The organism is Desulfitobacterium dehalogenans ATCC 51507 (assembly GCF_000243155.2).
In the GTDB taxonomy this organism is placed as follows: domain Bacteria; phylum Bacillota; class Desulfitobacteriia; order Desulfitobacteriales; family Desulfitobacteriaceae; genus Desulfitobacterium; species Desulfitobacterium dehalogenans.
Genome location: NC_018017.1, coordinates 2,906,030 through 2,932,172 on the forward strand (window position 1 = coordinate 2,906,030; position 26,143 = coordinate 2,932,172).

Genomic DNA, 26,143 nt, shown 5'->3' on the forward strand with positions numbered 1-26,143 from the left:
TCAGTCCACTTTGTGAAAAAAAGCCGCTGACTGATATACAGCGGCGGCTTTCATCGTATTATTATTTAGCTATTGGTTTGATTATTATGGCTTATGATCGGACACACTGCATTCACTCCCGCTACCACAGCTGCTGGAGCATCCTGAGCATCCACCGCTCTTTCTTGTTCTGTACACATTGAGCCCAGCCAGGGCAGCGATAGCAAGAACAACAGCACCGATAATTAAATTCGCTCCATTGGATATTATCCATTCAAGCATAGCATTCACCTTCTTACTACTAGGAATCAAATCTTACTTATAGATGTCACCCTTTTATCGGAACCCCGCTGACTCTTGGGGTAGACCGATTGGGTCTAAAGAGGAAATACAATAGCCCCGCCAGGACAAGGACTGCAATTGCTGTAGCCGCCGTAAACCCTGCGCCGCTGAACAAGGAACCGAATTGGAATACCATGAAGGCAATGGCATAGGCAAAAACCATTTGGTATCCGATGGCAAACCAAGTCCATTTCATATCATTCATTTCCCCTTTGATGGCTCCGATAGCTGCAAAACAAGGAGCGCACAAGAGGTTAAAGATCAAGAAGGAGTAAGCGGAAAGAGCTGTGAAGTGAGCAGCTATTGCACCCAGGCTGCCAAAAGCTCCTTCTTCAACCAATCCCAGCGCATCCCCCGACACTCCGTAGAGAACCCCGAACACGCCAACAACCTCTTCTTTAGCAACCAGTCCCATGATAGTAGCTACCGTACTTTGCCAAGTACCGAAACCAAGGGGTGCAAAAATTGGTGCCACAACTCCGCCGATGGCAGCCAGGATACTGGCATCCATGTCTTCAACCATCTGGAAGGCTCCATCGACCATACCGAAGGAGGACAGGAACCAAATGAAGATGCTGGCTAACAGGATGATGGTTCCGGCTTTCTTAATAAAGGAGTAGCCCCGTTCCCAGGTACTGCGCAGAACACTTCCCGCAGTGGGCATATGGTAAGCCGGCAGCTCCATGACGAAGGGAGAAGGGTCTCCGGCAAAACGACTGGTTTTTTTGAGAATAATACCGGAAATAATGATAGCCGCAACCCCGATAAAATAAGCGCTGGGAGCCACCCACCATACACCGCCGAATACTGCCCCGGCAATCAACGCCACAATCGGCATCTTTGCACCGCAGGGCATAAAGGTGGTGGTCATAATGGTCATTCTCCGGTCGCGATCACTTTCAATGGTCCGTGTGGCCATAACCCCAGGCACCCCGCACCCGGTACCAACCAGCATGGGGATGAAGGATTTTCCGGAAAGACCGAAGCGGCGGAATATCCGGTCCATAATGAAGGCAATCCGTGCCATATAGCCGCATTCTTCGAGAATGGCCAGGAGGAAGAAGAGAACGAGCATCTGGGGAACAAAGCCAAGTACCGCACCGACTCCGCCGACGATCCCATCCACTACAAGTCCGTTCAACCAACCGGCTGTACCGATTCCTTCCATCCAAGCTGCCAGGGGCCCGCTGATCCATTCCCCAAAGAGGGTATCGTTGGTGAATCCGGTAAGAAGATCACCGATTGTCGTAATGGCGATATAGTAGACCATCGTCATGATGACCGCAAAAATAGGAAGGGCCAGCCAGCGATTGGTTACCACTTTATCGATCTTATCCGAGGTAGTGATTTTAGAGGAGCTCTTTTTAATGTAGCTTCCTTTTATAATTGAAGAAATATAATTATACCGGGCATTGGTGATAATGGATTCACTATCATCATCCAGAGCATCTTCTACAGCGGCAATGACCTCTTCCACATCCACAGCGGTCATTTGTTCAAGGATTTTTGCATCCCGTTCGAAGAGTTTTACCGCATACCAGCGCTTCTGTTCCTCAGGAATACCTCCAGGGAGTTTGCTGCCAATATCCTTGAGGGCTTCTTCGATTTCCGATTGAAAAACGAGCCGGGAAGGATTTATTCGATGGTTTTGTGCTGTCTTTACCGCTTTATCCGCTAATTCGGAGATTCCCATCTTTTTGATGGCCGAGATCTCGAAAATTTCACAGCCCAGAGCTTTGGAGAGCTTTTCTGTATTAATCTTATCCCCATTCTTATTGACGATGTCCATCATATTAATGGCAACAATCACGGGAATTCCAATTTCAATGAGTTGAGTTGTAAGATATAAATTCCGCTCCAAATTCGAGCCATCAATAATATTAATAATAGTGTCCGGTTTTTCACCGATTAAATAATTCCGGGAGACGACCTCTTCCAGGGTGTAGGGTGAAAGGGAATAAATTCCCGGCAGGTCAACGATGGTTACATCCTTATGTCCCTTAAGCTTGCCTTCTTTTTTCTCTACAGTTACTCCCGGCCAGTTTCCTACGGTTTGATTAGAACCCGTAAGGACATTAAACAGGGTGGTCTTTCCACTGTTAGGGTTACCTGCCAGTGCAATTTTCAATGGCATCATTGTTCCTCCTTCTCGCAGTTAGCCCAGGCTAACTGCGGGCCAAAAAAAATAGGTATCCTAGTATTCAACTTCGATATTCGCAGCATCATCTTTTCGAATGGAAAGCTCATACCCACGAACATTCAGCTCGATGGGGTCTCCCAAAGGTGCTACTTTGCGCACACATACCTCCGTGCCTTTTGTCAGCCCCATGTCCATAATACGGCGTTTAATAGCTCCTTGACCGTGGAGCTTTACCACCTTTACCGTTTGACCTACCTTCACATCCTTCAGGGTAGACATTCCTGTTCCTCCTTCATCGTCCTTGACGAATCTTCATTGCAGAGCTAAAAAAGAACTTCTTTATGCTCACATTTATGCTTTAACCGTAAGAATCCGTGTTGCCATGGCTTTATTTACTGCAACCCGGGCATCCTTAACGGAAACAATGACATTACCGGCAAGCTCCGTGACCACAGCGATAACCGCTCCTTCCACAAAGCCCAAGTTTTCCAAAAAGCGTTTGGTATTGTCTCTTCCTTTAATGGAAACGACTTTGACATCCTCACCGGGGGTTACCATAGCTAATGGCATTAAGCCAGCAGCCGGTACCAAAGCGGCTCCATTTAAATTTCCAATCGGGAGACCGAGAGTTTGTGTTGTCATTATGATCACTCCTTAATTCACAAAAAATATAGTAAGGCAGTGCTAACTAGGTATAGTTTACCACTGCTAACTCCATTAATCAATATGTTTTTACGTTTATTTCCCGACAAATTTTATAAGAATTGCTTATGATACATTGCCGATTTAGGTAGGGCCATAACAGAAAAAATGCCTGAAGGGCAGTCCGTTGTCCCGGCTCCTACCCTTCAGGCATATCAATCGCTTGGAAAATCATTCTTTTTCTCAGAGGTTAAAGAAACGCGCCCCCAAAATGGAGAAATATCCCTGGGAAACACCGATAAAGACAGCTCCCAGAGAGACCAGGATAGTCGCCACGGAATAATACATAAACTCCCGCCGTAAGGATTCTCCGACTTGTTTACCTTTTAAGAGCATTACCGAGAAGATGGTAGCCAAACCCGCCCCCAAAAGAAGGAAGGGAATACCCGCCAAGGCCGGAATCAGTATGGAAATCAAAACAAGTCCAAACCCCCAGAGTCCTTTCATGCCAATAATGAAGCTTAAGGTGAAGCCGAATACAAATCCTCTTGTAAATATGATGAGAAAGATTAAGGGCGTTCCAATGACGGTTAAGCCGAGAAGCCAAATACCGGCCATAATGATGAATTGCTCCCTGGCCAGCTGAAGAAGGAAATCAGTGTCAAGGGTGGTCGGCTGACCGGCAAGAAGCTTGTCCAGAAAACTGCTGAGTTCCTGGATTTCCCCACTATTTAAGGCACCCACGCCCACTGCTCCAAAGATGACTCCCGCCAGATAAACACTGACCAGAGCCAGATAAATCACCCAATATTGTCGGATATGCTCTCCAAGCTTACGCATACCTCCAGCCTCCCGTCTATAGCCGCACAATGGCTCGCAACACACAAAATTATGTGTCGACATCCTCTATAGACATCCTATTCGGAAAACTAGGAAAGTATGTCCACTACCTTGCCAAATACTCCTCCCCCACCTGCTTGTAAATGCAGCTTTCCCTGGCGGGAAAGGTATATCCAGCGCGCGGCCTTTTCTCCTGCTATCTTCACCAAATCTTCCATAGGGACGTGATGAAGCACATTCATTTCAGTACCAAAACTCTGGAGTAAGCGTTGGACCATTTTCGGTCCGATTCCCGGCAAGTCCTTAAGAGGCAGCTGGTAAATATAGCGCGGATCCGGTTCAGCAGGAATTTCGGCATCCGCAATACTGACCAATCTATCCAGCACACCCATGACCACATGTCCACCACCGCAAGTCGAACATCCCAGTAAGGGCGGCTCCCCTTCAACGACCTTTTCGCAGACTAAACAATAGGTTCTGTGGTATTTGCCAAATACAGGGGGCAGTCCATAGTTAACTAAAACTTCGCCTTTAATCCTATGGACCAGCTCTTGCAGCCCTTGAAAGGAGCCCTCAGATAGATTCAGCAGATTATACTCCCGAGCGATCTTGGGCAGAGAATGGGCATCTGAATTGCTGAAGAGCACGACCTTACCCAATTCGCTGATGGAGCGCGCCATTTGCCGGTCCGCGCTCAGACCAATCTCTAAGGCCAGGGGCATTCCCGGCAAAACATCAAGGAGGCTCTCACAGCAATTGCCATAAATCCCTTTGTGGGGTGTAAAAGCATGAGCAGGCAGCCAGATGCCCTCACCAACCGCTACGGCTTCAAGCCATTGCTCCACACTCAGATGAGCTTTTTGAGAGCTAAGCTGCCAATTCTTTACATAGGGTTGTAGTTTACGGATATATTTTTCCAGGTGGTCTAAGGTAGGGAAATAAGCAAGAAAATGAGCGGAACCCGTCCCCAGAGAGAGTTCGATTTCCGTACCCGGAATAATTATCAATCCTTGGGCCGTATATCCTCCTCCCTCGAGAGGCCGGAGTAAACCCTCTTGAAGCAAAGTAAGAAAATCCTTCCGCACTCCTTGGGATTGGGAATCGATTATCCCGATCATGGATAGACCTTTGATATCACGGGCAACCTGGATGACGCCGGGTAGATTCATGGACTTAGCCGCAGTAATCTTGACTGGTTTTCCATCTAAGCTTTGGCCGATGTGAATATGGAGATCGGTATAGTAACGTGTCACTGTTCTTTACCTAATAACAATAATATGGCCAGCATGGTTTTGGCATCATTAAGTTTACCGGATAAAGCCTGTTCTTTGGCTTGGGCCCAAGGCATACTCACCACATTCAAAAATTCATCCTCATCAGCTTGCAGAGGATCCCAAACTAATTCCGTTGCCTTATAGAGATGAATGATCTCATCGGTAAAGCCCGGGGTCGTATAAATACTGACCAAATGCTCCAAGGTGCCGCGATAACCCGTCTCTTCTCTCAATTCCCGCTCGGCACAGACCAGCGGCTCTTCCCCTGGGTCCAGCTTACCCGCCGGCATCTCTAAGGTAGCCTGCTGAATAGGATAACGATATTGACGGACCAAAAGCAGCTCATCCCCTTTAAAGGGTAAGATTCCCACTGCCCCCGGGTGTCTCACCACTTCACGGGTGGTTTCCGCACCATTGGGCAAACGAACCCTGTCCCGGTCCATTCTCAGCATCCGCCCGGCAAAGACGATTTCTTTTTCCAGGCATTTCTCTTCCAATTTGTCAATCACCGCTCTGCCGCCTTTTTCTGGTTCAGGTTTATTATTCATCAATATTCACTCCCAGGTACCATTTTACTCCTAATCTTATTCTAACTCAAATAGTTAAGCTTTTCATCATTCTCCCTCAGAAGGTGTTCCTTTTGGCACTTTGGGGGTGCAGTTTTCAAAAGGCGGCTTTAATGTTTAATCTCCCATCCGTCGATCAAATGGTGCACCGGTGCACCATTTGATCGATACTAAAGACTCGCGGAACTGCCGAGGAAGGAAGAGATCAGTTGAGAATCTCTATCCCTCCCTGCTCCTCCAGGGTGTTTAAATCATGGGCTTTCAGATAGCCGTTGGATAGGGTGTAAAGTGTATCTCCGATATAGAGGATGCGGGAAATGTTCCGGTTATAGTCATAGCGCCCGGTATGCTGGAGGTTCGCCACCGCTCCCGGGGGGTGGTGAGTTATCATTCCTTTAAGGGTAAAGCCGTCCAATGCGGAAAGATTATAGACAAAGGCTCCCTGAAAAACCGGCTGCCCGTGAGCTAGGCGCGGATCTTTCTGAGCCAGGTAATCGTCTTTGTTTACGATGGCCGGGTCCACATCGCAAACCGTCACCGGAAAAGCCAGGATACCTTTCTCTTTATCAAAAAGAAGGGCTTTATGGTTCGAGAATAGTTCTGACTCTGTCCCTCTGTCCCCAATTTCGACTTTGAATTTTTCTTTGGGGTTGTTCACATCGCTGACATCAAAGAGAGCCACCTTCATGCCAAGATAATAGGCATTTTTCACTGTGCCTTCTCCCGACCAGTGAGGTTCTTCCACCTCTACAGCTTCTTTCCCAAAACCGATAATATGATTCTCATCATAAGGATGGAGGTAATTGCTGTAGCCCGGAATCTTAAGTTCACCGAGAATAGCAGGATGATTCGGGTCTTTTAAGTCCAGGACGAACAGCGGGTCTACTGTTTTAAAGGTGACCATATAGCCCCTGTCCCCCATGAAACGGACTGAGTAAATCCTCTCTCCAGGAGCGATGCTTTCTATTTTTCCCGCCTGATTCATGTTTTGGTCCAAAATATAAAGGTTATTGGTCAGTTCCGCCTCCCCTGTCCGAATAGAAAACTTCTGAAGGGTGGTGGCAATCCGGAAATAACCGTTGTGCTCATCCATGCTGAACTGGTTCAAAATATTACCGGGTACGCTGCTCATCCCCAGATACTTCGTCTCACTATTTTGCAGGTTGAATTTATAAACACGGGTATTTACTTCCGCCGGCATAACCGCAATCATCCTGGACAGAGCAGGGGTATCACTTACTGCCGTATCTGCTGGCTCCGGAAGAGGCCGGTCTTGATCGTACTTATATTCAGGTACGGCCACATAAAGATTTTCCAAGGAGCTGTAGATACTCTCGCCTGCTCCCAGATAGGTTTTCAACTCCATCTTCTTTGCACTCAGATTCTCAAGATCAATTCCGGCAATCAGCAGGTAATTCGGTTGCGGGGACCCCGGAAAATAGCAGATCTCTTCATAACCGATCCGCTTCATTTCCCCGCCTTCCAGGCTGTCTCTGTATCCGGGTGTCGTCAGTGCTTCCGGCTGTTCCTGCAGCCGGTAGAGGGGAATGTATTTATTATTGACCAGATAGAGAATAGGGCCGATTTTTCTTGAGGAAAGATAGTTGCCATCCAGCTCTATTTCTCTGACCTGTTTCAGATTGCTGCGGTCGGCCAGATCATAGACCAGGACCTTGACACTGTTCTGAAAAGAAGAAACCGGTGACGGATAGATTTCTCTCCCATGGTAATAGCTTTGGTTAAGAATAACAGTAAGATACTGTTCATCCACATACATCTCCAGCGGGTAGACTTCCCCGTCATACTGTAGAGCTGAAACGACTTCCATCTCCTCCACAGGATAGGCTTTGGCTACGATCAGTTGATTATCGGTGATCTTATAGATGTACTCTCCATCTGTTTTTACGGTATCGGCCTCATCCACGCCCCAAACCTGGACATTGGTTCCGGAATAATTCTGCTTACTATTTTGATCGGCAGACCCGGCCCTCCCACCGTCATCACCGTTTAAAACACTCTCAGCTGCTACCGTATCGCGACCGCTGTACATCTTTATAGTCCGAGTGTTGGATTCAGCTTCTGCCATCAGTTTTTTGAAATTATCGAAAGATCCTACAAGGGGCAGCGGTTCCACCTGTATTTCTTGCTGAATTTCCTTCTCTGCTTTTCTATCGTCGCTTGCCGCTATTGTCGTCTCCAGGTAAGTATTCCAACCCAAAACAGTGATTAAACAAACCATCGCCAGAGCCAGCCCAATCTTTTGACCTTTCACCTGTTATCCCCCCAAATACACAATTACTATCCGCCGCTTCGTTCTCACTTTATTCTATAGACGTAAAAACCGAAGAAAAACTGGTTCCTTCGGTTTTAATTCGAAAGCCTAGGATAAGTACTATGATGACACCGCTATTCTCTGGTTTTATGAATTTTCTCTTTTAGTTTTTGAAGTCCGATATACTCAACTACTGCACAACGTCCGATATTATTTAAGGAGAGTATTTCTGTCAAAAGACGCCCGGTTGTGTAAGTTCCCACGAGAGATTGATTCAGTGCTTCAATTCCTTGTTGGCATTCCGTTCTGCCCAAAAGATAATCTGTTGAAACATTGTAAAAATCCGCCAGTTTAATAATCGCCCGGGTTTGAAGATCACATTCTCCCTGCTCACATCGGGAATAATGCTGTTGTGTCGTTCCAATAATTTCTGCAATATCGCGTTGCCTCAAATCTTTATCTTCCCGAAGCCCACGGATTATTTCATATGATTTTTTCATGACTCGCCCCTTCTACATTTTATCGGTGTATGAAATGATACCATACACATTACTGATGTATTGACATAAATCCATTATTGATGTACAATACTTAATGATACATTTATAATGTGTAAATAAGGGGATTTTATTCATGGTGACTCACCTTGTGAATCAAAATTTATATTCATATAATGTGTATGGAAAGACAAAAAAAAATAGTCTGCGGATAACATCGACCGATTCCCAAAATGACGCGCATAGGCGCGTCATTTCCTTATACTCCTGAAAGAAAGGTGAATAAAATGGTCTTTAATACTTTAGCGGAAGCCTTAACTAGTATTCAAGCATTGGAGTCGGCAAATACCTCAATTAACATTATAGACATTGACCATAACATCATTTATGAGAGCGCAAGGAAAGATCATAAGCAAAATCTCCGTCCGGATGATCATAATAAAATTGACAATGGATTTTACCGTTCCAGAAACGCTGCATTTGGAATTCTCTTCATTGATAATTGGGTTACTGCCGTAACAACAATACCCATCCTGATTGCTGATAAACCTTATTCACTGGAGTTCAGACAGTTTATCCGGAAAAATATCCATTACAGTCCAGAATCTCGAAATTTCGAAGATTTATCTATCCATCAAATAAAGGAAATGGCTATCACAGACTCCCTCACAAAGCTTTATAATCGAAGATATATTGATGAACGGCTACCCATCGATATGCAAAGTTCTTTCGAATTGGATCAGCCTTTAAGCGTTCTCTTTATAGATATTGATTACTTTAAAAGAATCAATGACCAAAATGGACATATGGCAGGTGACCAAGTTCTTCAGAAGCTGGCTCTCCTGCTGCAAAAGCAGCTGCGCAGGGGTAGTGGATGGGTTGCCCGGTACGGGGGGGACGAGATACTCATTTGCCTGCCTGGCAGCGGAAAAAAAATCGCCAAGAGCGTCGCCAATCGGCTCAGAGAAGCGATTGAAAATTGTACTTTTCACTATAAAGGAAAAGAACTCATTGTCACCTGCAGTATAGGCATCCAGACAATCTTTAAAGATTCTGGCGTAGCAAACGTATCTGAATTGATAGCTATGGCAGATAAGAATCTATATCGGGCGAAGAATGAAGGACGCAACAGAGTGTGCTCATTATGATACCTCCGCAGACAAAAACCGCTTCTTTTGAATAAAAGCCAATTGTTTAGCAGCTCATTGTTGTAATTTCATATCTTATTGGATAAGATATATTAGTACATTACAAATATAAGTAAGCATTCTCATCTAGACTTTTTTCATTTTGTCTATTAAAAGGGGTGAGGGATAATGTCTAAGGATTTAGCTGAGTCGACGAAGGAGCCATTAAAATTTGATGATATTTTCATGCAGTATTATCCCTGTATCTATAAGTTTATTCGGTGGATGACCCAAGACGAAGATTGTGCCCAGGATTTAGCACAGGAAACTTTTTTACGGGCTTTTGTTAATATAGGTACAAGACCGAATCATAATATTTCTGCCTGGCTGCATACCATAGCCAGGAATCTTTGCAATGATTATTGGCGAAAAAACAAAAGAATTAGCAACAGTGAACTGTTGCTTAAGGATGCTCTAGAGTGTGAAGATATAGCTTTGAAGCCCCTGGCAGCAATTGAAAATGAGGAGACAGCCGAACAAATTTATAAGGTTTTAAATCTATTAAAAAGTGAGCAGCGAAGAGCACTGATCCTTCGTGAAATTGAGGGATTGTCCTATGACGATGCTGCTGAAATTATGGGGATAAGTGTGTCAGCCTATACTTCATTGTTAAGTCGGGCAAGAAATAGGTTCATTAAACTAATCATGGCTCCTTGCACAAAAATGGAAAAGGGTCTTTTTACCCCTAAGGAGTACACTGTCTTATACCGTTGGTTCGGCATTGATGCTTGGCCGGAGAACCCGGAACAGGAGATCGTTCATAAGGCTAAGAATTACTTTGATAACTCTGCCGACTCTTTTGATAAATTTAGAAATTCTCTTTACCCCTGTCATCTGGATCAAATTATCTTAAGCAGAGTTTTAAATGAGGATCCCCATATGATTGGTGATTTCGGTTCAGGAACCGGACAATTTACATTGAAAGCTTCCTCCTCAACAAATCTCAAAAAGGCTTATGCCTTTGACATTTCTCCGAATATGATTAACTTTTCCAAACAGCGCTTTAAGCGCAAAGGTCTTCACCATATCCATTGTTTACCTGCGGATTTAAATTCTATCCCTTTAGAAGATGAGACTTTAGATATTGGGTATTGCCTGGTAGTTCTTCACCATCTTTATGATCCCGGTAAAGCGATTAAAGAAATGACCAGGACCCTTAAGCCTGGTGGTCAGCTGATCATTGGCGATTTTGGCTCTCACAATTATAACCTTTTTGTTAAAAACAACAGAGATCTATGGTCCGGCTTTAATCCAGATCAGATGGCGAAATGGTTAAATGAAGCCGGCTTGGAAAGCGTAGATATCAAGGAAGAAAAGGACTGTGTTTTTAGCTCTACAACACAAGAAGGGGAACTTGTTAAAATTCCCCTCCTTGTAAGCAGCGGTATTAAAAAAATCTAATTACCGCCTCTTCACAATTTTTACCGTTTAAAAGCATACAAATAATTAATAGCAATAACCAACAACCAAGAAAGTGTTTACTTCAAAGTTGTTGGTTATTGCTTTTAGTGGATAGATTTAATCGGCTTTATAATCAAGAGTTTTCGCAGGAATAGTTAGCCTTTAATTCTTCCATATCCCCGGCTACAGGGCATTGATGTCTGTAAAAAGGTCATGCCCTGCCATGAGACGGCATTTTGGCTAAGAACCAATGGCGCGTTAACTATCGTTATCGGGCTGGTTTCTTTCTTTTAAAAAAGAATAAAAAATCAATTTCCATATTGTGGCAATTCATAAGAGATTTCATAAGCTATAGTATCTTCACACAAAGGAGGAACTCAAAATGGCATTTGGCACTGGTTGCGCAGGCGGCACTAATTTCGGTGCAGGGATTGCAATTATTGTGGTTATCATTCTGTTGTTAATTGCATTAGGAATCGTATTCTAAAATAAATTCTTAGGAGGTAAAACTATGTACGGAATGGGTTCTTTTGGAATGGGCGGGGGATGTTGCCCTCAACCTATCACCCCAGTTTGCTGCGGCGGCGGATTCGGCTCAGGGATCGGTGTAGGAATTATAGCTATTGCTATCTTGATTCTTATTGCTTTAGGCGTGATTTTCTAAAAATATTGGAGGGAGCATGGCATAGTGGGCGATGCTCCCTTTTCACTTTAGCTACGTCACCCATGCTAGGCAAATCAAAAAATGCGCGGCTACAGCCGCGCATTGCCGGGATAAACTATTTCATTTTTACTGTTTAAAATAATGATATCCTCTTTACGAAGCATTGTCTGTTGTGTACCTGCTTCCGAAGCCTCTTCTACAATCAAGTCCAGGATATTGTTGAGCGTCTCCTCCTTCAGCCCTTGCTCCACAGCCAACACAACGGAGCAGGAAACCATGCCAGCATCCCCATCCGGTACAGTCGTAAAGTGAATACGCACCATGTCACGATCTACTGCCATTTTATCGGCTACTAATGATGCTAGATTAGTTTCTTTTTCACGTATCCAAAGGGGGACTACTTCTTCAATGCTAATAATTGGAGGTATAACCTTACTTTGTCCATTTGACAAAACTTCAGACATTTCCACTTCAACAGTCGGTACTTTCTCCGGTAGTTTTACAATAAGAATGCCAATAAAAAATAGAAAAATGCACAGGATAGAAAGGATTATCTTTTTCGATTTCATCATCGAAATATTGCCTCACTCATTAATATTCATACCAATAATCAATATCCACTTTATCATTGGGTATAGAATTGATCGAAACTTCCCTAAATGTTATCTTTTTATTCGCTAAAATTGGGCTAGTGTATGTGATACTTCCAGAAGTAGGAACGATAATACCACCATTCAAAGATTGATCTATATAAGTTGAGGTGGTGTATCCATTATAGCCCGTTGGAGGAGTACCACTTATCGTAACTTGGTTAACAGTTATATAATGATAGGTAGTTGAGCCTACATAGCCACCTACGGTATAGTTCACTTTATACAAGGTTGTGTCACCATAACCTAGCACATTAGAAACCGTTAATGTGTAATTATAGTTACTATATGAAGTGACATTGTAAGTATTCCGTCCTACAGCATCACCTCTAGCTTTTAAGTCTTCTTGATTTGTAATTTTAACATCAACAATAACGCCTTCATCTACAGGTATGCTAAAACTCCATGGTTCTTGACTGTCTTCTTCCATTAAATATGCGTTTTCATCTAAATATTCAAAAACCGCTTTCATTCTCATATCAATTTTTTCTTGACTTAAATCACTTATTCCTTGTCCAGCCTCTGTTTGGGCAAAAGCGCTCATTGGTGCTACCGCAACAATGACTGTCATTAGCGCTACAACTAAAAACTGTTTAATTCTTTTCATAATAAAATCCTCCTCTAAATTCTTTTTTCTATCCTGTGAAAATCTATTTAATCCAATTATTCTATATTTTTCCTGAACAGTCAATATTGATAATTTCGACCTAATTATTTACTTTTATCCATTATAATCAAAAAATCAACATGTACTACTAAAGGCAATCAGCAGTAGTTAAGGCATTCAACGGGAATTGGACGGCAAAAAAAAACAGCCCAAAGTTCAAATGCCCTTGGGCTGCACTTCTGTACAGGTAGCAACCTATACTCCGTTCATTATTCCGGCTTTAAACGACGCTGATAATAAATAAAGACAGGAAGAGGAATCACGATCCAGCCAAAGCTCTTAATCAGGCTGTTTAAAGCCCGCTCTTTAGATCTGTTTTTCTCATCATTCACCATGGTCTGATAATCTGCTTTTAGCTGTTCTTCAGTTTTCTTCACAGCAGGGGGCGTGGTTTCCATTCCTTTATCGTAGCTCTGGCTCCGTTTATATTCTTCGAAAGACATATAGTAACTCTGAGGAGCCAATAAATCCGCCACAGCCATGAAGGCCGCCACACTTCCCCCGATGGTCATCATCAAGGTAGCGAACAATATCAAATAGGTGTATACAGTCTTAATCATTCCTTTTCCCCTTTCCTTTTGCTCAGTTGGTTCTTCATTCCGATTATGTGAGCGTACTGATAACGCAATTCCTGCGATGACCAAGACAACTACTATTATGGCTATTCCTAAAACCATGATTAACGAAAAGCCCACCAAGATTTCCCCCTCCCTTTTTATCATAGTATCATGTATTCTGTTTAATAGTATAGACGGTAAAGAGAAATTCTTTCTTCTGCGCCCGACTAAAACAAATTGTATTAAAGTGCCAAAAAACGGCAGCTTTAATCTCAAAGCCACCGTCAAAATATGCCACTTTAATAGGTCAACACTTCGCATCCTGTGTCCGTAACCAGAACCGTCTTTTCCCATTGGGCAGAGGGCTTGCCATCAGCTGTATAAACTGTCCAGCCATCTTTTTGGTCGAGAACTATGTTTGCCTTGCCCATATTGATCATCGGTTCTACAGTGAACACCAGTCCAGGCACAAGCAGCATTCCTGTACCTCGTTTAGATACATAGCTCACCCATGGATCTTCCTGGAACTTCTCACCAATGCCATGTCCCCCTATCTCTTTAACTACAGAGTAACCGTTCTTTTTCGCATGGTCATTCACCGCTTGCCCCACATCCCCAAGAAATCCCCAGGGTTTAACTTGTCGTATTCCCAGCTCCGTACATTCTTTGGCCACCTCGACAAGTTTTCTCTTTTCATCAGAGACTCCGCCAATACAAAACATGCGTGAGGAATCTGAATAATAGCCCCTGTATAGAGTGGAAATATCAATATTGACTATATCCCCGTTTTGCAGCCTTACCCGGCTTAACGGGATACCATGGCATACCACCTCATTGATAGAAATACAAACACTTTTTTGAAATCCCTTGTAGTTCAGGGTTGCAGGTATCCCGCCCAGTTCTTTTGTTTTGTTGTATATGAGACGGTCAAGCTCTTCGGTGGTTACACCTTCAACGACAAAATCTTCTATATAGTCCAGCAGGACTATGTTGAGCTTACTGCTCTCGCGGATACCCTCAATCTGCTTTGGGTTTTTCAGTAAACTGCGTTCCGGTATCTCATAACCTTTTGCGGCATAACTTATTATTCTTTCATCCAGAATGGCATGACACTTTTTGTATTTTTGTCCGCTGCCACACCAACACGCTTCATTCCTGCTTAATTTATTCAACATAAAGACACCCCACCTTGAAAAAATAGAATCCTGCCCCGTTTAAAGCTCAGGAAAAGATGTGCCTGGCGGAGATTTCCGGAATTGACTCGGGGAGCATTTAAACACGGCGGCAAAAGCCCTCGTCAAGGATTCCGACGAGGAATAACCATAACGGAAGGCAATTTCCGTTATCTTATCTTTGGTATTGAGCAGATCGTGTGCAGCGGCCTTCAATCTGCACTGGGCAAGAAATTGTTTATATGTCATGCCGATATGTTCGTGGAACTTCGCCGAGCAATAGTAAGGTGAATATCCCACATAGGACGACATTTCTGTCAAGGTTGGATTCTTGGCGATATTATCCTCGACCCATTTTGCCATGGCTTCTATGGTTTGCACTGACATTTGCCTCACTCCCATTCTATTTTACTAAAACTATCAATCAAATGCCTGATATAAGTTGTAAACTTTTTACTTCATACTATTTTAACCATAAAAAAACCCTTTTCAATCAATAGGGACTATTGATTGAAAAGGGTGGTTTTTTTACAGCATTTTCGCCATTCTTAATTTATCCGCCACCATCGCGATGAATTCGGAATTGGTGGGTTTACCCCGGTCCACATTGATAGTATAACCGAAAAAGCGATTCATAAATTCGATATTGCCACGGTCCCAAGCCAGCTCAATTGCATGGCGGATAGCTCGTTCCACCCGGCTGGGAGTGGTATTGTATTTTTCAGCAATCATTGGATAAAGCTCTTTTGTCACAGCTCCCAGGAGAGATACATCCTGAACCACACAGACGATAGCATCTCTTAAGTATTGATAGCCCTTGACATGAGCAGGTACACCCATCTGATGGATCATACGGGTCACTTCCACTTCAAGATTGCGTGGATTCGTACCAACGGCTGAAGGGGAGGCCGAAGCAATAGGAGGTACCGGAGCCGCACCGTTTCCAGAGTTCTCATTATTGTTATATTTGGCCAAAGGAATGACGCCTTGGAGTTGGCGGATTCTTTTGCCCAGTATCTCTAAGTCAAAAGGCTTTAGAATAAAATAATCCGCACCCAGTTGAACAGCTCTTTGGGTCATACTTTCTTGGCCAAAAGCTGTAAGTATAACCACGCGGGGTTTCTTAATGTCTCCTTGAAGTTTTTCTAAAACTCCCAGACCATCCAGGTGGGGCATGATTATGTCCAAGACCACCAGATCGGGTTGTTCACGGTAGATTAGGTCCAATGCTTCATTACCATGGTAGGCAATTCCTACCAGCTGCATATCCTGTTGACGTATAATATACTCCTTTAAAACCTCTACAAACTCCCGATTATCATCGGCTAATAAAACTCTGATGGGCTTTTGCATAAAAAACGGCTCCCCCTTGCACGAAAACATGGTTAGTCTTTCGACAATTGTACATTTATTTCCTGCTATACACAGATAAATTTACAATCCTAGCTTAATTAGTTCTTAATTTTCTACTTTTTGTGAAAAAATTAAGCAACTTATTACAGTATACCATTTGAAATGAACTATTCAAGACTACTTCCCAAATTTTTCTAACATTCAGTCAAATGTTTTATTATTCGACAATAAATCTAATAAATCTCTCCAAATAGAAATACTTCCATTGAGAACACATCTCAATGGAAGCAAGGAAGGTGATTTAGATTTAATTATGCTACTTCTTTTTTATCAATTATTTCGGCATCCTTAAGCATATTTTGAATGAAAACACCATATCCACGGGAAGCATCATTGACAAAAACATGAGTGACCGCTCCAATGATTTTGCCATCTTGAACGATAGGACTTCCTGACATGCCCTGAATAATCCCGCCCGTCTTCTCGATAAGCTCCGGGTCGGTTACTTTAATAACCATATTTTTGCTATCCATACGATTGTTCATAATCCGCTCTATCTGTACATCATACTCTTCAATTCGTTCTCCTTCTAATACAGTGTAAATTTTTGCCGGCCCTTCTTTAATCTCAGATTCCCAGCCTACGGGAACAGGTTCTTTGAAGTAGGGATTATTGACTTCTCCTTTTAAAGAACCAAAAATTCCAGAGACAGTGTTCTTCTCGATATTGCCTGAGAATTTTGATTGGTTAACGAATGAGCCAATTTTTTCTCCGGGATGTCCTCGTTTCCCTTTCTCAATGGCATAGATTGTGGAAGCTACCACATTGCCGTTGAGGATCTCAATTCTTTGATTGGTATCCACATCATTGATGACATGACCTAAGGCTCCGTATTTGTGACTTGTAGGATCGTAGAAGGTTAAAGTTCCTACACCCGCCGCTTCATTTCTTACATAAAGACCTACCCGATGACGATTGGTTTCAGGGCAATAGACTGTTGACACCCGCTTTTGAGTGGTTTGACCATTGTGATTTAAAAGAATTTCTGAGAATCCTTGCTTTTCACCGGCACGATTGATGGCATTGGCTACATCCTGATCACTGTTCATTTCGCGGCCATCAATTTTTAGTATGATATCTCCCACTTCGATTCCTGCATCTTTGGCCGGATACACTAATTTCCCCTCTTGGTTCTGTACTGCTGCTTGACCGACCACCATGACACCTTTAGCCTGTAAGCTTACTCCAATGGATTGTCCACCTGGTAAAAGCATCAGCTGGGGCATGACTTGAATGGCACTGGATTTAAAGGGAATCAGTCCAAACAGTTTGTAAGTGACCTGAACAACTTCAGACTTTCCCGTATTCGCAGCCATGATCGCGTCCGTTTCGGCAGCTTTTACTTCTTCTGTAACGATCAGGTTGGACAAAACTCCCGTCAGTTGTGGAAGATTGCTCTGACTGGATTCTTGGAGCACCGGAAGCCTGGCTACCTGATGGAGTGTTGGATTAAGACTGAGAAAGGTACAGAGAAGAACACTGGCGAAGACCATGGCTCTCTTCGTTTTCACTCTCTTATCACCCTCCGTCTTTTTGTCTCCCCATGTTCTTCCTTTCTCCCTATGCAATTATTTTTTTCGGAATCTAATAATAAATTAACCATTGCGATTTCTTTTCATCCTGTCAATTCCGTTCTGAATTACCAAATAAAAAAATAGAAGGCCAAATTCACCTTCTATTCTATAAAATCTCCATAATAGTTCATTTCTATAAGAGATTATTAAATTTTTTTCCTAAGGTTGCGTGCATGCTCCAGAGCAATCGTTTCTTCATCTCCGCCCAGCATACGGGCCAATTCATGAATCCTCTCTTCTTCCGTTAACTGTTGAATGCGGGTTCGCGTTCTTTCATTGATAATTTCTTTTTGAATGCCAAAATGATGATCCCCAAAAGCGGCCACTTGAGCAGCATGGGTTATACAAAAAACCTGTTTTCCCTCGGCTATCTTGGCTAACTTTTCTCCTACCTTCTGAATGGTACGCCCACCGACACCGCTGTCCACTTCATCAAAGACAAAGGTTCCCACACTTTCAATTTTCGAGAGTAAGCTTTTCATGGCCAACATTAAGCGGGACATCTCTCCACCCGAGGCTACCTTGGCCAGAGGCTTAAGGGGTTCCCCCACATTGGCACTAAAATAAAATTCAGCCTGTTCGGATCCACCGACTTGAGGCTCACTCAAGGCTGTGAAATGAACCTCGAAACTGCTTTTCTCCAACCCCAAATCAGCACATTCTTCTTTCAAACCTTCTGCTAACCGTTGAGCTTGAAATCCCCGGAGCTGGGATAACACCTTGGCTTTTTGTTCATAGCCCTTGAGGCTTTTTTCCTTATCCCGGACCAAAGCCTCAAGCTCACCCTGGAGATGGGTTATGGTATGAAGCTCTTTCAACATCTCTTCTTTGGTTTGGAGAACCTCCTGCACCGTGTGTCCGTATTTTCGCAAACGCTGCAATTGGATTAAGCGTTCCTCGATTTGGTCTAAGCGACCAGGATCAAAGTCAAAGCCTTCCCGGTAAGACATGACTTGAGAGGCCAAATCTTCAATCATGTAATAAATGGACTCGATAGGCTCAAGCATAGTGCTGCAGTCCTCATCATACCGGAGGATTTCCTGCAATGCTTTCCTTATCCGTCCGATTTGATCAAAAGCGGAGGATTGCCCATTGCCCTCATATAAAAGGGCATACACTTCCGTAATATTTCCCATGATCTTTTCCGAATTGACCAAACGCTTCTTTTCCTGTAATAATGAGTCCTCTTCATCCGGTTGAGGATCGACCAAGGTGATCTCATCGATTTGATAGCGCAAAATATCTTCACGACGCTCTCTGTCCGCTTCGCTGCGCAGAAGTTGCTGCTCTCTTTGGAGAAGAGTGCGATAAGCTCTGGCCGCTTGATTTACCTGGTTAAGGAGCACCAGCTGCTTCTCTCCTCCGAAAGCATCCAGTAACCCGCGATGACTGTCCGGGTTAAACAGGGATTGGTGTTCCATTTGACCGTGGATATCCACCAAACCCTGGACTAAGGTTCGATAGAGGGTTAAGGGGACTGTTCTTCCTTGAACACGACAGATATTTCTGCCACTGCGATTAATTTCACGGGAAAGGATAAGTTGGCCGTCTTCAAGAAGATAACCGGCTTCTTCCAGACCTTCAATAACCTCCGGGGGACATTCTTCAAAAATTCCCTCCACCAAAGCTTTTTCCATACCATGGCGAATAAAATCCGTGCTGGCTCTACCCCCAAGCAATACCCCAAGAGCATCAATAAGCATGGATTTACCCGTACCCGTTTCTCCCGAAAAAATAGTCAATCCCCTGGAAAAGGATAATTGCACCGCTTCCATCAAGGCGAAATTCTCCACATGGATTTCTGTTAACATGTCCATCCATCTCCCCTTTGGCTAATGACCCTATTCCATGAACTGAGCGATACGTCCCCGGACGATGGGGACCGCATCGGCAGGCTTTACCACTAAGAGAATGGTATCATCCCCTGCCACCGTTCCGATCACTTCTTCCCAATTGCTGTGATCGATCAGGCTGGCAAGGGCCTGCGCATTTCCGGGAATGGTCCGCAGGACCACTAAATTCTCGCTGTCATTAATTGTAACTACAGTTTCTCTCATCCGTCGTTTTAACCGATCCGGTGTGCTGAGAGGCTGAGTCGTACCCGGAACAGCATACCGGTAATCATCTTCTGAGGTAGGTACTTTGATTAATCCCATTTCTTTGATGTCACGGGATACGGTAGCCTGGGTTACATCAAAGCCTTCCTTCCTTAATAACTCTGCAAGCTCCTCCTGGGTATGAATCACTTGATTATTAATAATTTCTTGGATTTTCATCTGGCGACGGGTCTTCATTCAGTATCCCCCTTATTCTTCTGAACCAAAATCCAGTACGGCGCATTAAGAGCTTGATTGATATACTCTCCCCGCAAAACACTGTACTTTCGTCGAGGTAAACAGCTTAAGAACTCCTCCACTGCAGCCGCTTCTTCCACCCCACCGGGATGACCGCGATACACCGTAAGCGCGATGACACCGCCTTGGCGAAGCAATTGGAGTACAGCCTCCAGGGCCGCAAGGGTTGAGGCGGCTTGGGTGGTAATCTCCTGACTATGCCCTGGCAGGTATCCCAAATTAAACATAGCTGCTTGGACGGGGCATTGAACCTTTTCCAGTAACCGCCCATGATCCCAATGATACAGACAAACACGATCTTCAACTTGATGTTCCTCGAGAAGTATTTTGGTTTGCTGAAGGGCAACCTCCTGAACATCAAAGGCATAAACCCTTCCTGACCCTCCCACCTGCTGGGCAAGAAACAGAGTATCCCGTCCCCGGCCGGCTGTGAGATCCAAGACAATATCTCCTGGTTGTATACTTGCCCTAAGAATAGTCCTCAGAAATCCTTGTATATCTTGAAGTCGGTTATTCATGCCAACGATCCTTTAACTTTTCCCGCACCACATGGGGAAAGCTCCTTTTCCCCAGGCGAATCAATAAAGCGTTAATGGAAGCCCGCTTAATAACTACCTTTTCGCCATATTTGACAACCGTACGATGATAGCCGTCAAAACTGACGATACACTCTTCCCCACGGGCTAAGATAATTTCAATGTTCTCCTTAGCCGAAATGACCATGGGACGGGCTGATAAGGAATGAGCTGCCAGTGGAATCAGCAATATGGCCTCTACGTTAGGGCTCATGATGGGGCCCCCTGCGGATAGGGCATAGGCAGTAGAGCCTGTGGGCGTGGATACAATCAAGCCGTCGGCCGGGTAGCTTACAGAGGGTTCTCCCGTTAGGTTAGCCTGCAGGGTAACCATGGCTGAAGAAGGATCTCTTAAAAAGACCACATCATTTAACACACAGAAAGCCTGGTCTGAATCATTTACTGTTGCTGTGAGCATAAGACGTTCTTGGATGTTATACTCATGATCAATGACCTTGTCTAAAGCATCAAAGATCTCATTTCGTTCAATTTCACAAAGAAAACCCAGGCGGCCAAGATTGACACCTAGGACGGGAATAGCATAAGGAGCAGCCTCCCGGGAAGCTTCGAGCAATGTCCCGTCTCCTCCTAAGGAGATGAGAAAACTCACACCCTGAGCAGTGATCTTTTCCCAATCGGTATAAACATCCCACCCACGTTCTTCAAACCAATGGGTGATCTGCTCGGCTAAGGTTATGGCTTCAGGTTTACTGCGATTAATCCATAAGCCGACTCGATCCACAGCTTTTCACTACCTTCCTAGTTGAGCATCTTGTACAATCTCAGGAATCAGTTCCCGCCAAGGCAAACTATGATCCTGTTCACGGTTTAACCAAGCCAAATATTCGATATTTCCCTCTGGGCCTCGGATAGGGGAAAAATCCAAGCCTTTAACCTTAAGTCCATTTTTCTCCGCCTCTTCAAGAACATGGACTAAGACCCCTTGGTGAACCTGGGGATCCTTCACAACTCCCTTTTTCCCGATATGCTCCCGTCCCGCCTCGAACTGTGGTTTAATCAGAGTAATAATTTGGCCATCCTCTTTGAGTATCTCCAGCATGGCCGGAAATATTTTCGTGACGGAGATAAAGGCCACATCAGACACCACAAAATCCACCTGTTCCGGCAAGGAATCCCGCTTAAGATAGCGGGCATTGACGCGTTCCATACAGACAACCCGAGAATCCGTGCGCAGCTTCCAATCCAACTGACCATAGCCTACATCGATGGCATAGACCCGCTGAGCACCGTTTTGCAAAGCACAATCCGTAAACCCTCCGGTAGAGGCCCCAATATCAGCTACAACAGCTCCGGCAAAGGATGCGGGAAATACTTTGAGAGCCTTCTCCAGCTTGAGGCCGCCCCGGGAAACATAGGGTATCAAGTCTCCCCTGACTTCCAGGACAGTATCCTCTGCCAGTTCCAAGCCCGGTTTATCCAGCCGCTGTCCCTGGCTGAAGACCAGCCCGGCCATGACGGCGGCCTTGGCTTTTTCCCGGCTTGGGGACAGACCCTTTTTTACCAGCAAACTATCCAGTCGTTCTTTTCCTTTAGACACTGCTTCTACCCTCAATCCGCTGTAAAACCTTTAAACGCTCCGCTGCCTTTAGTATACCAACAACAGATAAACCATACCCTTGATGCAGCAAAGAAATGGCTCCTTGATCTACATAATCGTCATAACCTAAACGTTCGACGACCACATCGGCCAATCCCTCATCAGCCAGAACTTCTATAATGGCGCTTCCCATGCCCCCTGCCAGCATATGGTCCTCGACTGTAATGAGGCGCTTGGTCATCCGGGCATAGCGAAGAATCGTCTCTCGATCCAAAGGATTGATATAACGCAGATTAATGACGGTTGCTTCCACTCCGCGGTGACGGAGCTCCACTGCCGCGGCCATGCAGGTATACACCATAGGACCAATCCCAATCAGGGTAATATCCTTGCCTTCTTGAATGACCTCGGCTTTACCCACGGGAAGTTCCTTGAGCTCTTCAGTCAATTCCACCCCTTGACCCACAGAACGGGGATAACGTAAAGCGACAGGTCCGTCCAGTTGCAAAGAAGTGTAAAGCATATGGCGCAGCTCATTCTCATCCTTCGGCGCCATAAAGACCAAATTCGGTATTACCCTTAAAAAGGAAATATCAAAAACTCCGTGATGGGTCGGTCCATCATCCCCGACCACGCCGGCACGATCAATAGCCATGACCACATTGGCATGGGGCAAGCAGACATCATGGAGAACCTGGTCATAAGCACGTTGATAAAAGGTAGAATAGATGGACACCACGGGCTTCATCCCCCCAAAGGCCAAGGCCGCTGAAAAGGTCACCGCATGCTGTTCCGCGATTCCGACATCAAAGAAACGGTCGGGAAATTTTTGAGCGAAGAGATTAAGGCCTGTGCCACCAGGCATGGCCGCAGTAATCGCTGCAATCCGCAGATCTGTTTCAGCAATCTCGCACAGGGTCTTCCCAAAGACTTCGGTATAGGTAGGTGGGGCCGGCTTTTTGATTACTTCCCCTGTCACCTTATTGAAAGGTCCCACCCCATGGAAGAGGGAGGGGTTTTTTTCTGAAGGCTCATAGCCCTTTCCCTTTTGAGTCAAAACATGGACAAGTACAGGTTCCTTCACCATTTTGGCTTGTTCGAGAACCTGTTCCAAAGCAATTTGATCATGACCGTTAATAGGGCCAAGATAGGTAAATCCCATTTCTTCAAATAATAGTCCCGGCACCAGCAGATACTTCAAGCTGTCTTTGGCTTTCTCCGCGGCTTTGGCCACCTTGGAACCAATTCCCGGAATCCTCTTGAGGAGATTTTCGATCTCATCTTTGCTGCGATCATAGCGTGGGTCTGTACGCAACCGGTTAAGATAAGAGGACATAGCCCCTACATTTTGGGCGATAGCCATTTCATTATCATTGAGGACCACAATCATATTGGTTTTGGTATGACCAGCGTGGTTCAATGCTTCAAAAGCCATTCCCCCGGTCATAGCTCCATCACCGATGACAGCAACCACTTGATTCTTCTCTTTGCGCAGATCTCTTGCTTTAGCAAAGCCGACAGCTGCCGAAATGGAGGTGCTGGAATGACCTGTTTCAAAGCAATCATGAGGGCTTTCACAGCGTTTGGGGAAACCGGATAGGCCTTTATAAAGTCGTAAGCTTTTAAATTCCTTTTGTCTACCTGTGACTAATTTATGAACATAGCTCTGATGGCCCACATCCCAGATGATTTTATCCTTCGGGCTGTCAAAAACGCGATGCAAGGCAAGGGTTAATTCTACGACTCCAAGATTGGGAGCCAAATGCCCTCCATTGGAGGAGACCACATCAATCATTTCTGTGCGGATTTCCTGGGCAAGCTGTTCTAGTTCGGGATAAGTCAGCCCTTTTAGATCCTGGGGCTGGTCAATTTCTTCGAGAATCCCCACTACGCTTCCCCCCCTTCCGTTTTTTATCTGTAACTGTCCAACCTGTTAAATCTTCAACTCGGGCCATGAGACTTCCCACCTGCCCTATAATCTCGTCGGCTTTTTGAATAGCAAAGGTCTTACCCGCCGCCTTTCCCGTCACTGTAACGGAGGCCACCAGAGCAATCAGCAAGGTACTGATCCAAATCTCATGGGCTTCCAGGGTAGGGTAGGTCCTAATGATTTCTAAGACAATGGAGGCGGACATCCCTCCGCTTATGGCACCTGTCACATCGCCGACAATATCATTGGCAAAATTGGCAACGGTATCCGCATGTCGGACTAAAAAGACGGTTTGCCGTGCACCGGGAACCTTGTTTGCCGCTTTGGCATGATGAGGCTTCTCCGTGGCAGCCGTGGCAGCGATCCCAATTATATCAAAACCAATATTGATAGTAATAATGACCAGCAAAAGAACGAGGGCTAAAAAAATATTTGTTTTTCGCATTAAAATTTCGGTTCCCAAGCTGGCAATGACCGCTAATGAAAAACTAAGCAGGAAGACAAAGGCGATATGCTTCCAACTCTTGCGTTTATACCCCAATAGTGACCCTCCAAATCGATCCGTTACATCAACGCCCCGACAATAATACCCACAATCGCCCCGGCAAAAACCTCAAAAGGGGTATGACCGATTAATTCCTTAAGGCGTTCTTGGGACAGATGGGACATTTGTTGATAAAGCTCCTCAACCAATTGATTGATCACTTCGGCTTGTTTGCCGGCTGCCCTTCGTACCCCGGCCGCATCATACATAACAATCATGCCAAAAATCACAGCAATAGCAAAAATCGGCGAACTCCATCCATAGTATTTCCCAACCCCAATGGCCAGGGCACTCACTGTAGCGGAGTGTGAACTGGGAAATCCTCCTGAGCTGAAGAGGAAGCCCACATCAAAGGTTCTATGAATGGAAAAGTTGATGATAAGTTTCAAGGTCTGGGCAATAAACCAGGCCATAATAGCAGAGATAAGTATGATATTATCGAGAATTCCTGATATTACGCTCATGCTTCACCTCAATGCTTCCGCTGAGCAATATAATCAGCAAATTCGTGCAGAAAGCCGGCCCGCTCTCCTAAAACCTCCAAGGCGGCATGAGCTTCATCGGTCTTTACCTTCAATTCCAGCTTAGCGCCTTCCAGTCCCATTAAAGAGGGGTAGGTGGATTTATGCTGTCGGAGATCGCTATGAACGGGCTTACCCAGGGTTTCGCTATCACTTTCAAGATCGAGGATATCGTCCTTAATCTGGAAAGCGAGACCGATGGCTTGGGCGTACCGGGTCAAAGCGTCGATCTTCTCTTCCGTTCCTCCGGCAAGAATAGCTCCTAAACGAGCGGAAACTACCAGCATCGCCCCGGTTTTCAGACGATGGACTTGCTCCAGCTCGGAAAGGTTCAGCTGCTTTTCTTCAGCTTCCAAATCCAGCACCTGTCCACCTACCATTCCCGCAGGTCCTGCTGCCTGGGCAACTTCCCTGATGGCCCGAAGCTGACGTTGGGGCTCTACCCCGCCCATGGGTTGAGCAAGAAGTTCAAAGGCATAAGTTAAAAGGGCATCACCGGCAAGAATGGCCTGTCCTTCCCCGAAAACTTTATGATTGGATAAACTCCCCCGCCGGTAATCGTCATCGTCCATGGCGGGAAGATCATCATGGATTAAGGAATAGGTATGTATAAGCTCCAAACCACAGACTGCCGGAAGGATATCTTCACCTTCACCCCCCACAGCATGAGCCGCCGCAAGAGCCAGAACAGGGCGAATGCGTTTGCCCCCTGCAGAAAGGGAATACTTCATGCTTTCAGTAAGGGTACCGGCCTGCCAAGGAAGTCGTGCCAAATAGGAGTCCACTAATCGAGCATAATCATCTAATTCCTTCTGAAACATTAA

The 26,143-nt window shown here is 45.0% G+C and carries 28 protein-coding genes; 3 read left to right on the plus strand and 25 right to left on the minus strand.

The window, feature by feature from the left end:
• Positions 1-84: 84 nt before the first annotated feature.
• The 9 genes from DESDE_RS21275 to DESDE_RS14065 form a co-directional block, all read right to left on the minus strand.
• Positions 85-261: a FeoB-associated Cys-rich membrane protein gene (locus DESDE_RS21275; protein ID WP_014794677.1), complete on the minus strand. Its 177-nt coding sequence runs from the start codon at positions 259-261 to the stop codon at positions 85-87.
• A gap of 46 nt (positions 262-307) precedes the next feature.
• Positions 308-2,455, minus strand: a complete 2,148-nt coding sequence (gene feoB / locus DESDE_RS14030; protein WP_014794678.1) for a ferrous iron transport protein B — start codon at positions 2,453-2,455, stop codon at positions 308-310.
• 60 nt (positions 2,456-2,515) lie between these two features.
• Complete coding sequence (locus tag DESDE_RS14035) at positions 2,516-2,740, minus strand: FeoA family protein (RefSeq protein WP_014794679.1); 225 nt, start codon at positions 2,738-2,740, stop codon at positions 2,516-2,518.
• 72 nt (positions 2,741-2,812) lie between these two features.
• Positions 2,813-3,103 carry a FeoA family protein gene (locus tag DESDE_RS14040; protein ID WP_014794680.1) on the minus strand — a complete coding sequence of 97 codons (291 nt, stop codon included), beginning with the start codon at positions 3,101-3,103 and terminating at the stop codon, positions 2,813-2,815.
• A 243-nt stretch (positions 3,104-3,346) separates the two neighbouring features.
• A complete protein-coding gene (gene spoIIM, locus DESDE_RS14045) occupies positions 3,347-3,943 on the minus strand; it encodes a stage II sporulation protein M (protein WP_014794681.1) in 597 nt (198 codons plus the stop codon).
• A gap of 89 nt (positions 3,944-4,032) precedes the next feature.
• On the minus strand, positions 4,033-5,196 hold the full coding sequence (locus DESDE_RS14050) for an endonuclease Q family protein (RefSeq protein ID WP_014794682.1): 1,164 nt from the start codon (positions 5,194-5,196) through the stop codon (positions 4,033-4,035).
• The gene (locus DESDE_RS14055; protein ID WP_014794683.1) at positions 5,193-5,765 is read right to left on the minus strand and encodes an NUDIX domain-containing protein; all 573 of its coding nucleotides are present in this window, start codon (positions 5,763-5,765) and stop codon (positions 5,193-5,195) included. The genes DESDE_RS14050 and DESDE_RS14055 overlap by 4 nt, the downstream gene beginning before the upstream one ends.
• A 223-nt stretch (positions 5,766-5,988) precedes the next feature.
• Positions 5,989-8,055 carry a beta-propeller domain-containing protein gene (locus tag DESDE_RS14060; RefSeq protein ID WP_014794684.1) on the minus strand — a complete coding sequence of 689 codons (2,067 nt, stop codon included), beginning with the start codon at positions 8,053-8,055 and terminating at the stop codon, positions 5,989-5,991.
• Between the two features lie 134 nt (positions 8,056-8,189).
• Complete coding sequence (locus DESDE_RS14065) at positions 8,190-8,555, minus strand: helix-turn-helix domain-containing protein (protein ID WP_014794685.1); 366 nt, start codon at positions 8,553-8,555, stop codon at positions 8,190-8,192.
• Between the two features lie 284 nt (positions 8,556-8,839).
• On the opposite strand from DESDE_RS14065, the gene DESDE_RS14070 reads away from it, so the two are divergent.
• The 3 genes from DESDE_RS14070 (at position 8,840) to DESDE_RS22100 (ending at position 11,804) form a co-directional block, all read left to right on the plus strand.
• Entirely contained in the window at positions 8,840-9,700 is an 861-nt protein-coding gene (locus DESDE_RS14070; protein WP_014794686.1) for a GGDEF domain-containing protein, read from the plus strand.
• A gap of 168 nt (positions 9,701-9,868) precedes the next feature.
• Positions 9,869-11,140 carry a sigma-70 family RNA polymerase sigma factor gene (locus DESDE_RS14075; protein WP_014794687.1) on the plus strand — a complete coding sequence of 424 codons (1,272 nt, stop codon included), beginning with the start codon at positions 9,869-9,871 and terminating at the stop codon, positions 11,138-11,140.
• Between the two features lie 511 nt (positions 11,141-11,651).
• The gene (locus DESDE_RS22100) at positions 11,652-11,804 is read left to right on the plus strand and encodes a hypothetical protein (protein ID WP_014794689.1); all 153 of its coding nucleotides are present in this window, start codon (positions 11,652-11,654) and stop codon (positions 11,802-11,804) included.
• 89 nt (positions 11,805-11,893) lie between these two features.
• On the opposite strand, the gene DESDE_RS14085 is transcribed toward DESDE_RS22100, so the two are convergent.
• The 16 genes from DESDE_RS14085 to DESDE_RS14160 all read right to left on the minus strand — a co-directional run bounded on the left by DESDE_RS14085 (position 11,894) and on the right by DESDE_RS14160 (position 26,140).
• On the minus strand, positions 11,894-12,376 hold the full coding sequence (locus DESDE_RS14085) for a hypothetical protein (protein WP_014794690.1): 483 nt from the start codon (positions 12,374-12,376) through the stop codon (positions 11,894-11,896).
• Positions 12,377-12,395: 19 nt separating this feature from the next.
• Positions 12,396-13,061 (minus strand): hypothetical protein, encoded by a 666-nt coding sequence (locus DESDE_RS14090; RefSeq protein ID WP_014794691.1) that lies wholly within the window; start codon positions 13,059-13,061, stop codon positions 12,396-12,398.
• Between the two features lie 269 nt (positions 13,062-13,330).
• The gene (locus DESDE_RS14095; RefSeq protein ID WP_014794692.1) at positions 13,331-13,819 is read right to left on the minus strand and encodes a hypothetical protein; all 489 of its coding nucleotides are present in this window, start codon (positions 13,817-13,819) and stop codon (positions 13,331-13,333) included.
• 158 nt (positions 13,820-13,977) lie between these two features.
• Complete coding sequence (locus DESDE_RS14100) at positions 13,978-14,853, minus strand: methionyl aminopeptidase (RefSeq protein ID WP_014794693.1); 876 nt, start codon at positions 14,851-14,853, stop codon at positions 13,978-13,980.
• A 39-nt stretch (positions 14,854-14,892) separates the two neighbouring features.
• Complete coding sequence (locus DESDE_RS14105) at positions 14,893-15,237, minus strand: helix-turn-helix domain-containing protein (RefSeq protein ID WP_014794694.1); 345 nt, start codon at positions 15,235-15,237, stop codon at positions 14,893-14,895.
• A 141-nt stretch (positions 15,238-15,378) separates the two neighbouring features.
• Positions 15,379-16,203, minus strand: coding sequence for a sporulation transcription factor Spo0A (gene spo0A / locus DESDE_RS14110; RefSeq protein ID WP_014794695.1), 825 nt, complete (start codon positions 16,201-16,203; stop codon positions 15,379-15,381).
• Positions 16,204-16,514: 311 nt separating this feature from the next.
• Positions 16,515-17,774 (minus strand): SpoIVB peptidase, encoded by a 1,260-nt coding sequence (gene spoIVB / locus DESDE_RS14115; protein WP_014794696.1) that lies wholly within the window; start codon positions 17,772-17,774, stop codon positions 16,515-16,517.
• A gap of 209 nt (positions 17,775-17,983) precedes the next feature.
• Positions 17,984-19,648 carry a DNA repair protein RecN gene (gene recN / locus DESDE_RS14120; protein WP_014794697.1) on the minus strand — a complete coding sequence of 555 codons (1,665 nt, stop codon included), beginning with the start codon at positions 19,646-19,648 and terminating at the stop codon, positions 17,984-17,986.
• A 30-nt stretch (positions 19,649-19,678) separates the two neighbouring features.
• Positions 19,679-20,131: an arginine repressor gene (gene argR, locus DESDE_RS14125; protein WP_014794698.1), complete on the minus strand. Its 453-nt coding sequence runs from the start codon at positions 20,129-20,131 to the stop codon at positions 19,679-19,681.
• Positions 20,128-20,709, minus strand: a complete 582-nt coding sequence (mnmM, locus tag DESDE_RS14130) for a tRNA 5-(aminomethyl)-2-thiouridylate-methyltransferase MnmM (RefSeq protein ID WP_014794699.1) — start codon at positions 20,707-20,709, stop codon at positions 20,128-20,130. The genes argR and mnmM overlap by 4 nt, the downstream gene beginning before the upstream one ends.
• Positions 20,702-21,508, minus strand: coding sequence for an NAD(+)/NADH kinase (locus DESDE_RS14135; protein WP_014794700.1), 807 nt, complete (start codon positions 21,506-21,508; stop codon positions 20,702-20,704). Before DESDE_RS14135 ends, mnmM begins: the two co-directional genes overlap by 8 nt.
• Positions 21,509-21,517: 9 nt before the next feature.
• Positions 21,518-22,324 (minus strand): TlyA family RNA methyltransferase, encoded by an 807-nt coding sequence (locus DESDE_RS14140; protein ID WP_014794701.1) that lies wholly within the window; start codon positions 22,322-22,324, stop codon positions 21,518-21,520.
• Positions 22,317-24,212 (minus strand): 1-deoxy-D-xylulose-5-phosphate synthase, encoded by a 1,896-nt coding sequence (gene dxs / locus DESDE_RS14145; protein WP_014794702.1) that lies wholly within the window; start codon positions 24,210-24,212, stop codon positions 22,317-22,319. Before dxs ends, DESDE_RS14140 begins: the two co-directional genes overlap by 8 nt.
• Positions 24,190-24,795, minus strand: coding sequence for a hypothetical protein (locus DESDE_RS14150; RefSeq protein ID WP_014794703.1), 606 nt, complete (start codon positions 24,793-24,795; stop codon positions 24,190-24,192). The genes dxs and DESDE_RS14150 overlap by 23 nt, the downstream gene beginning before the upstream one ends.
• Before the next feature lie 23 nt (positions 24,796-24,818).
• A complete protein-coding gene (locus tag DESDE_RS14155; RefSeq protein ID WP_014794704.1) occupies positions 24,819-25,262 on the minus strand; it encodes a divergent PAP2 family protein in 444 nt (147 codons plus the stop codon).
• Between the two features lie 8 nt (positions 25,263-25,270).
• Entirely contained in the window at positions 25,271-26,140 is an 870-nt protein-coding gene (locus tag DESDE_RS14160) for a polyprenyl synthetase family protein (protein WP_014794705.1), read from the minus strand.
• Positions 26,141-26,143 lie beyond the last annotated feature (3 nt).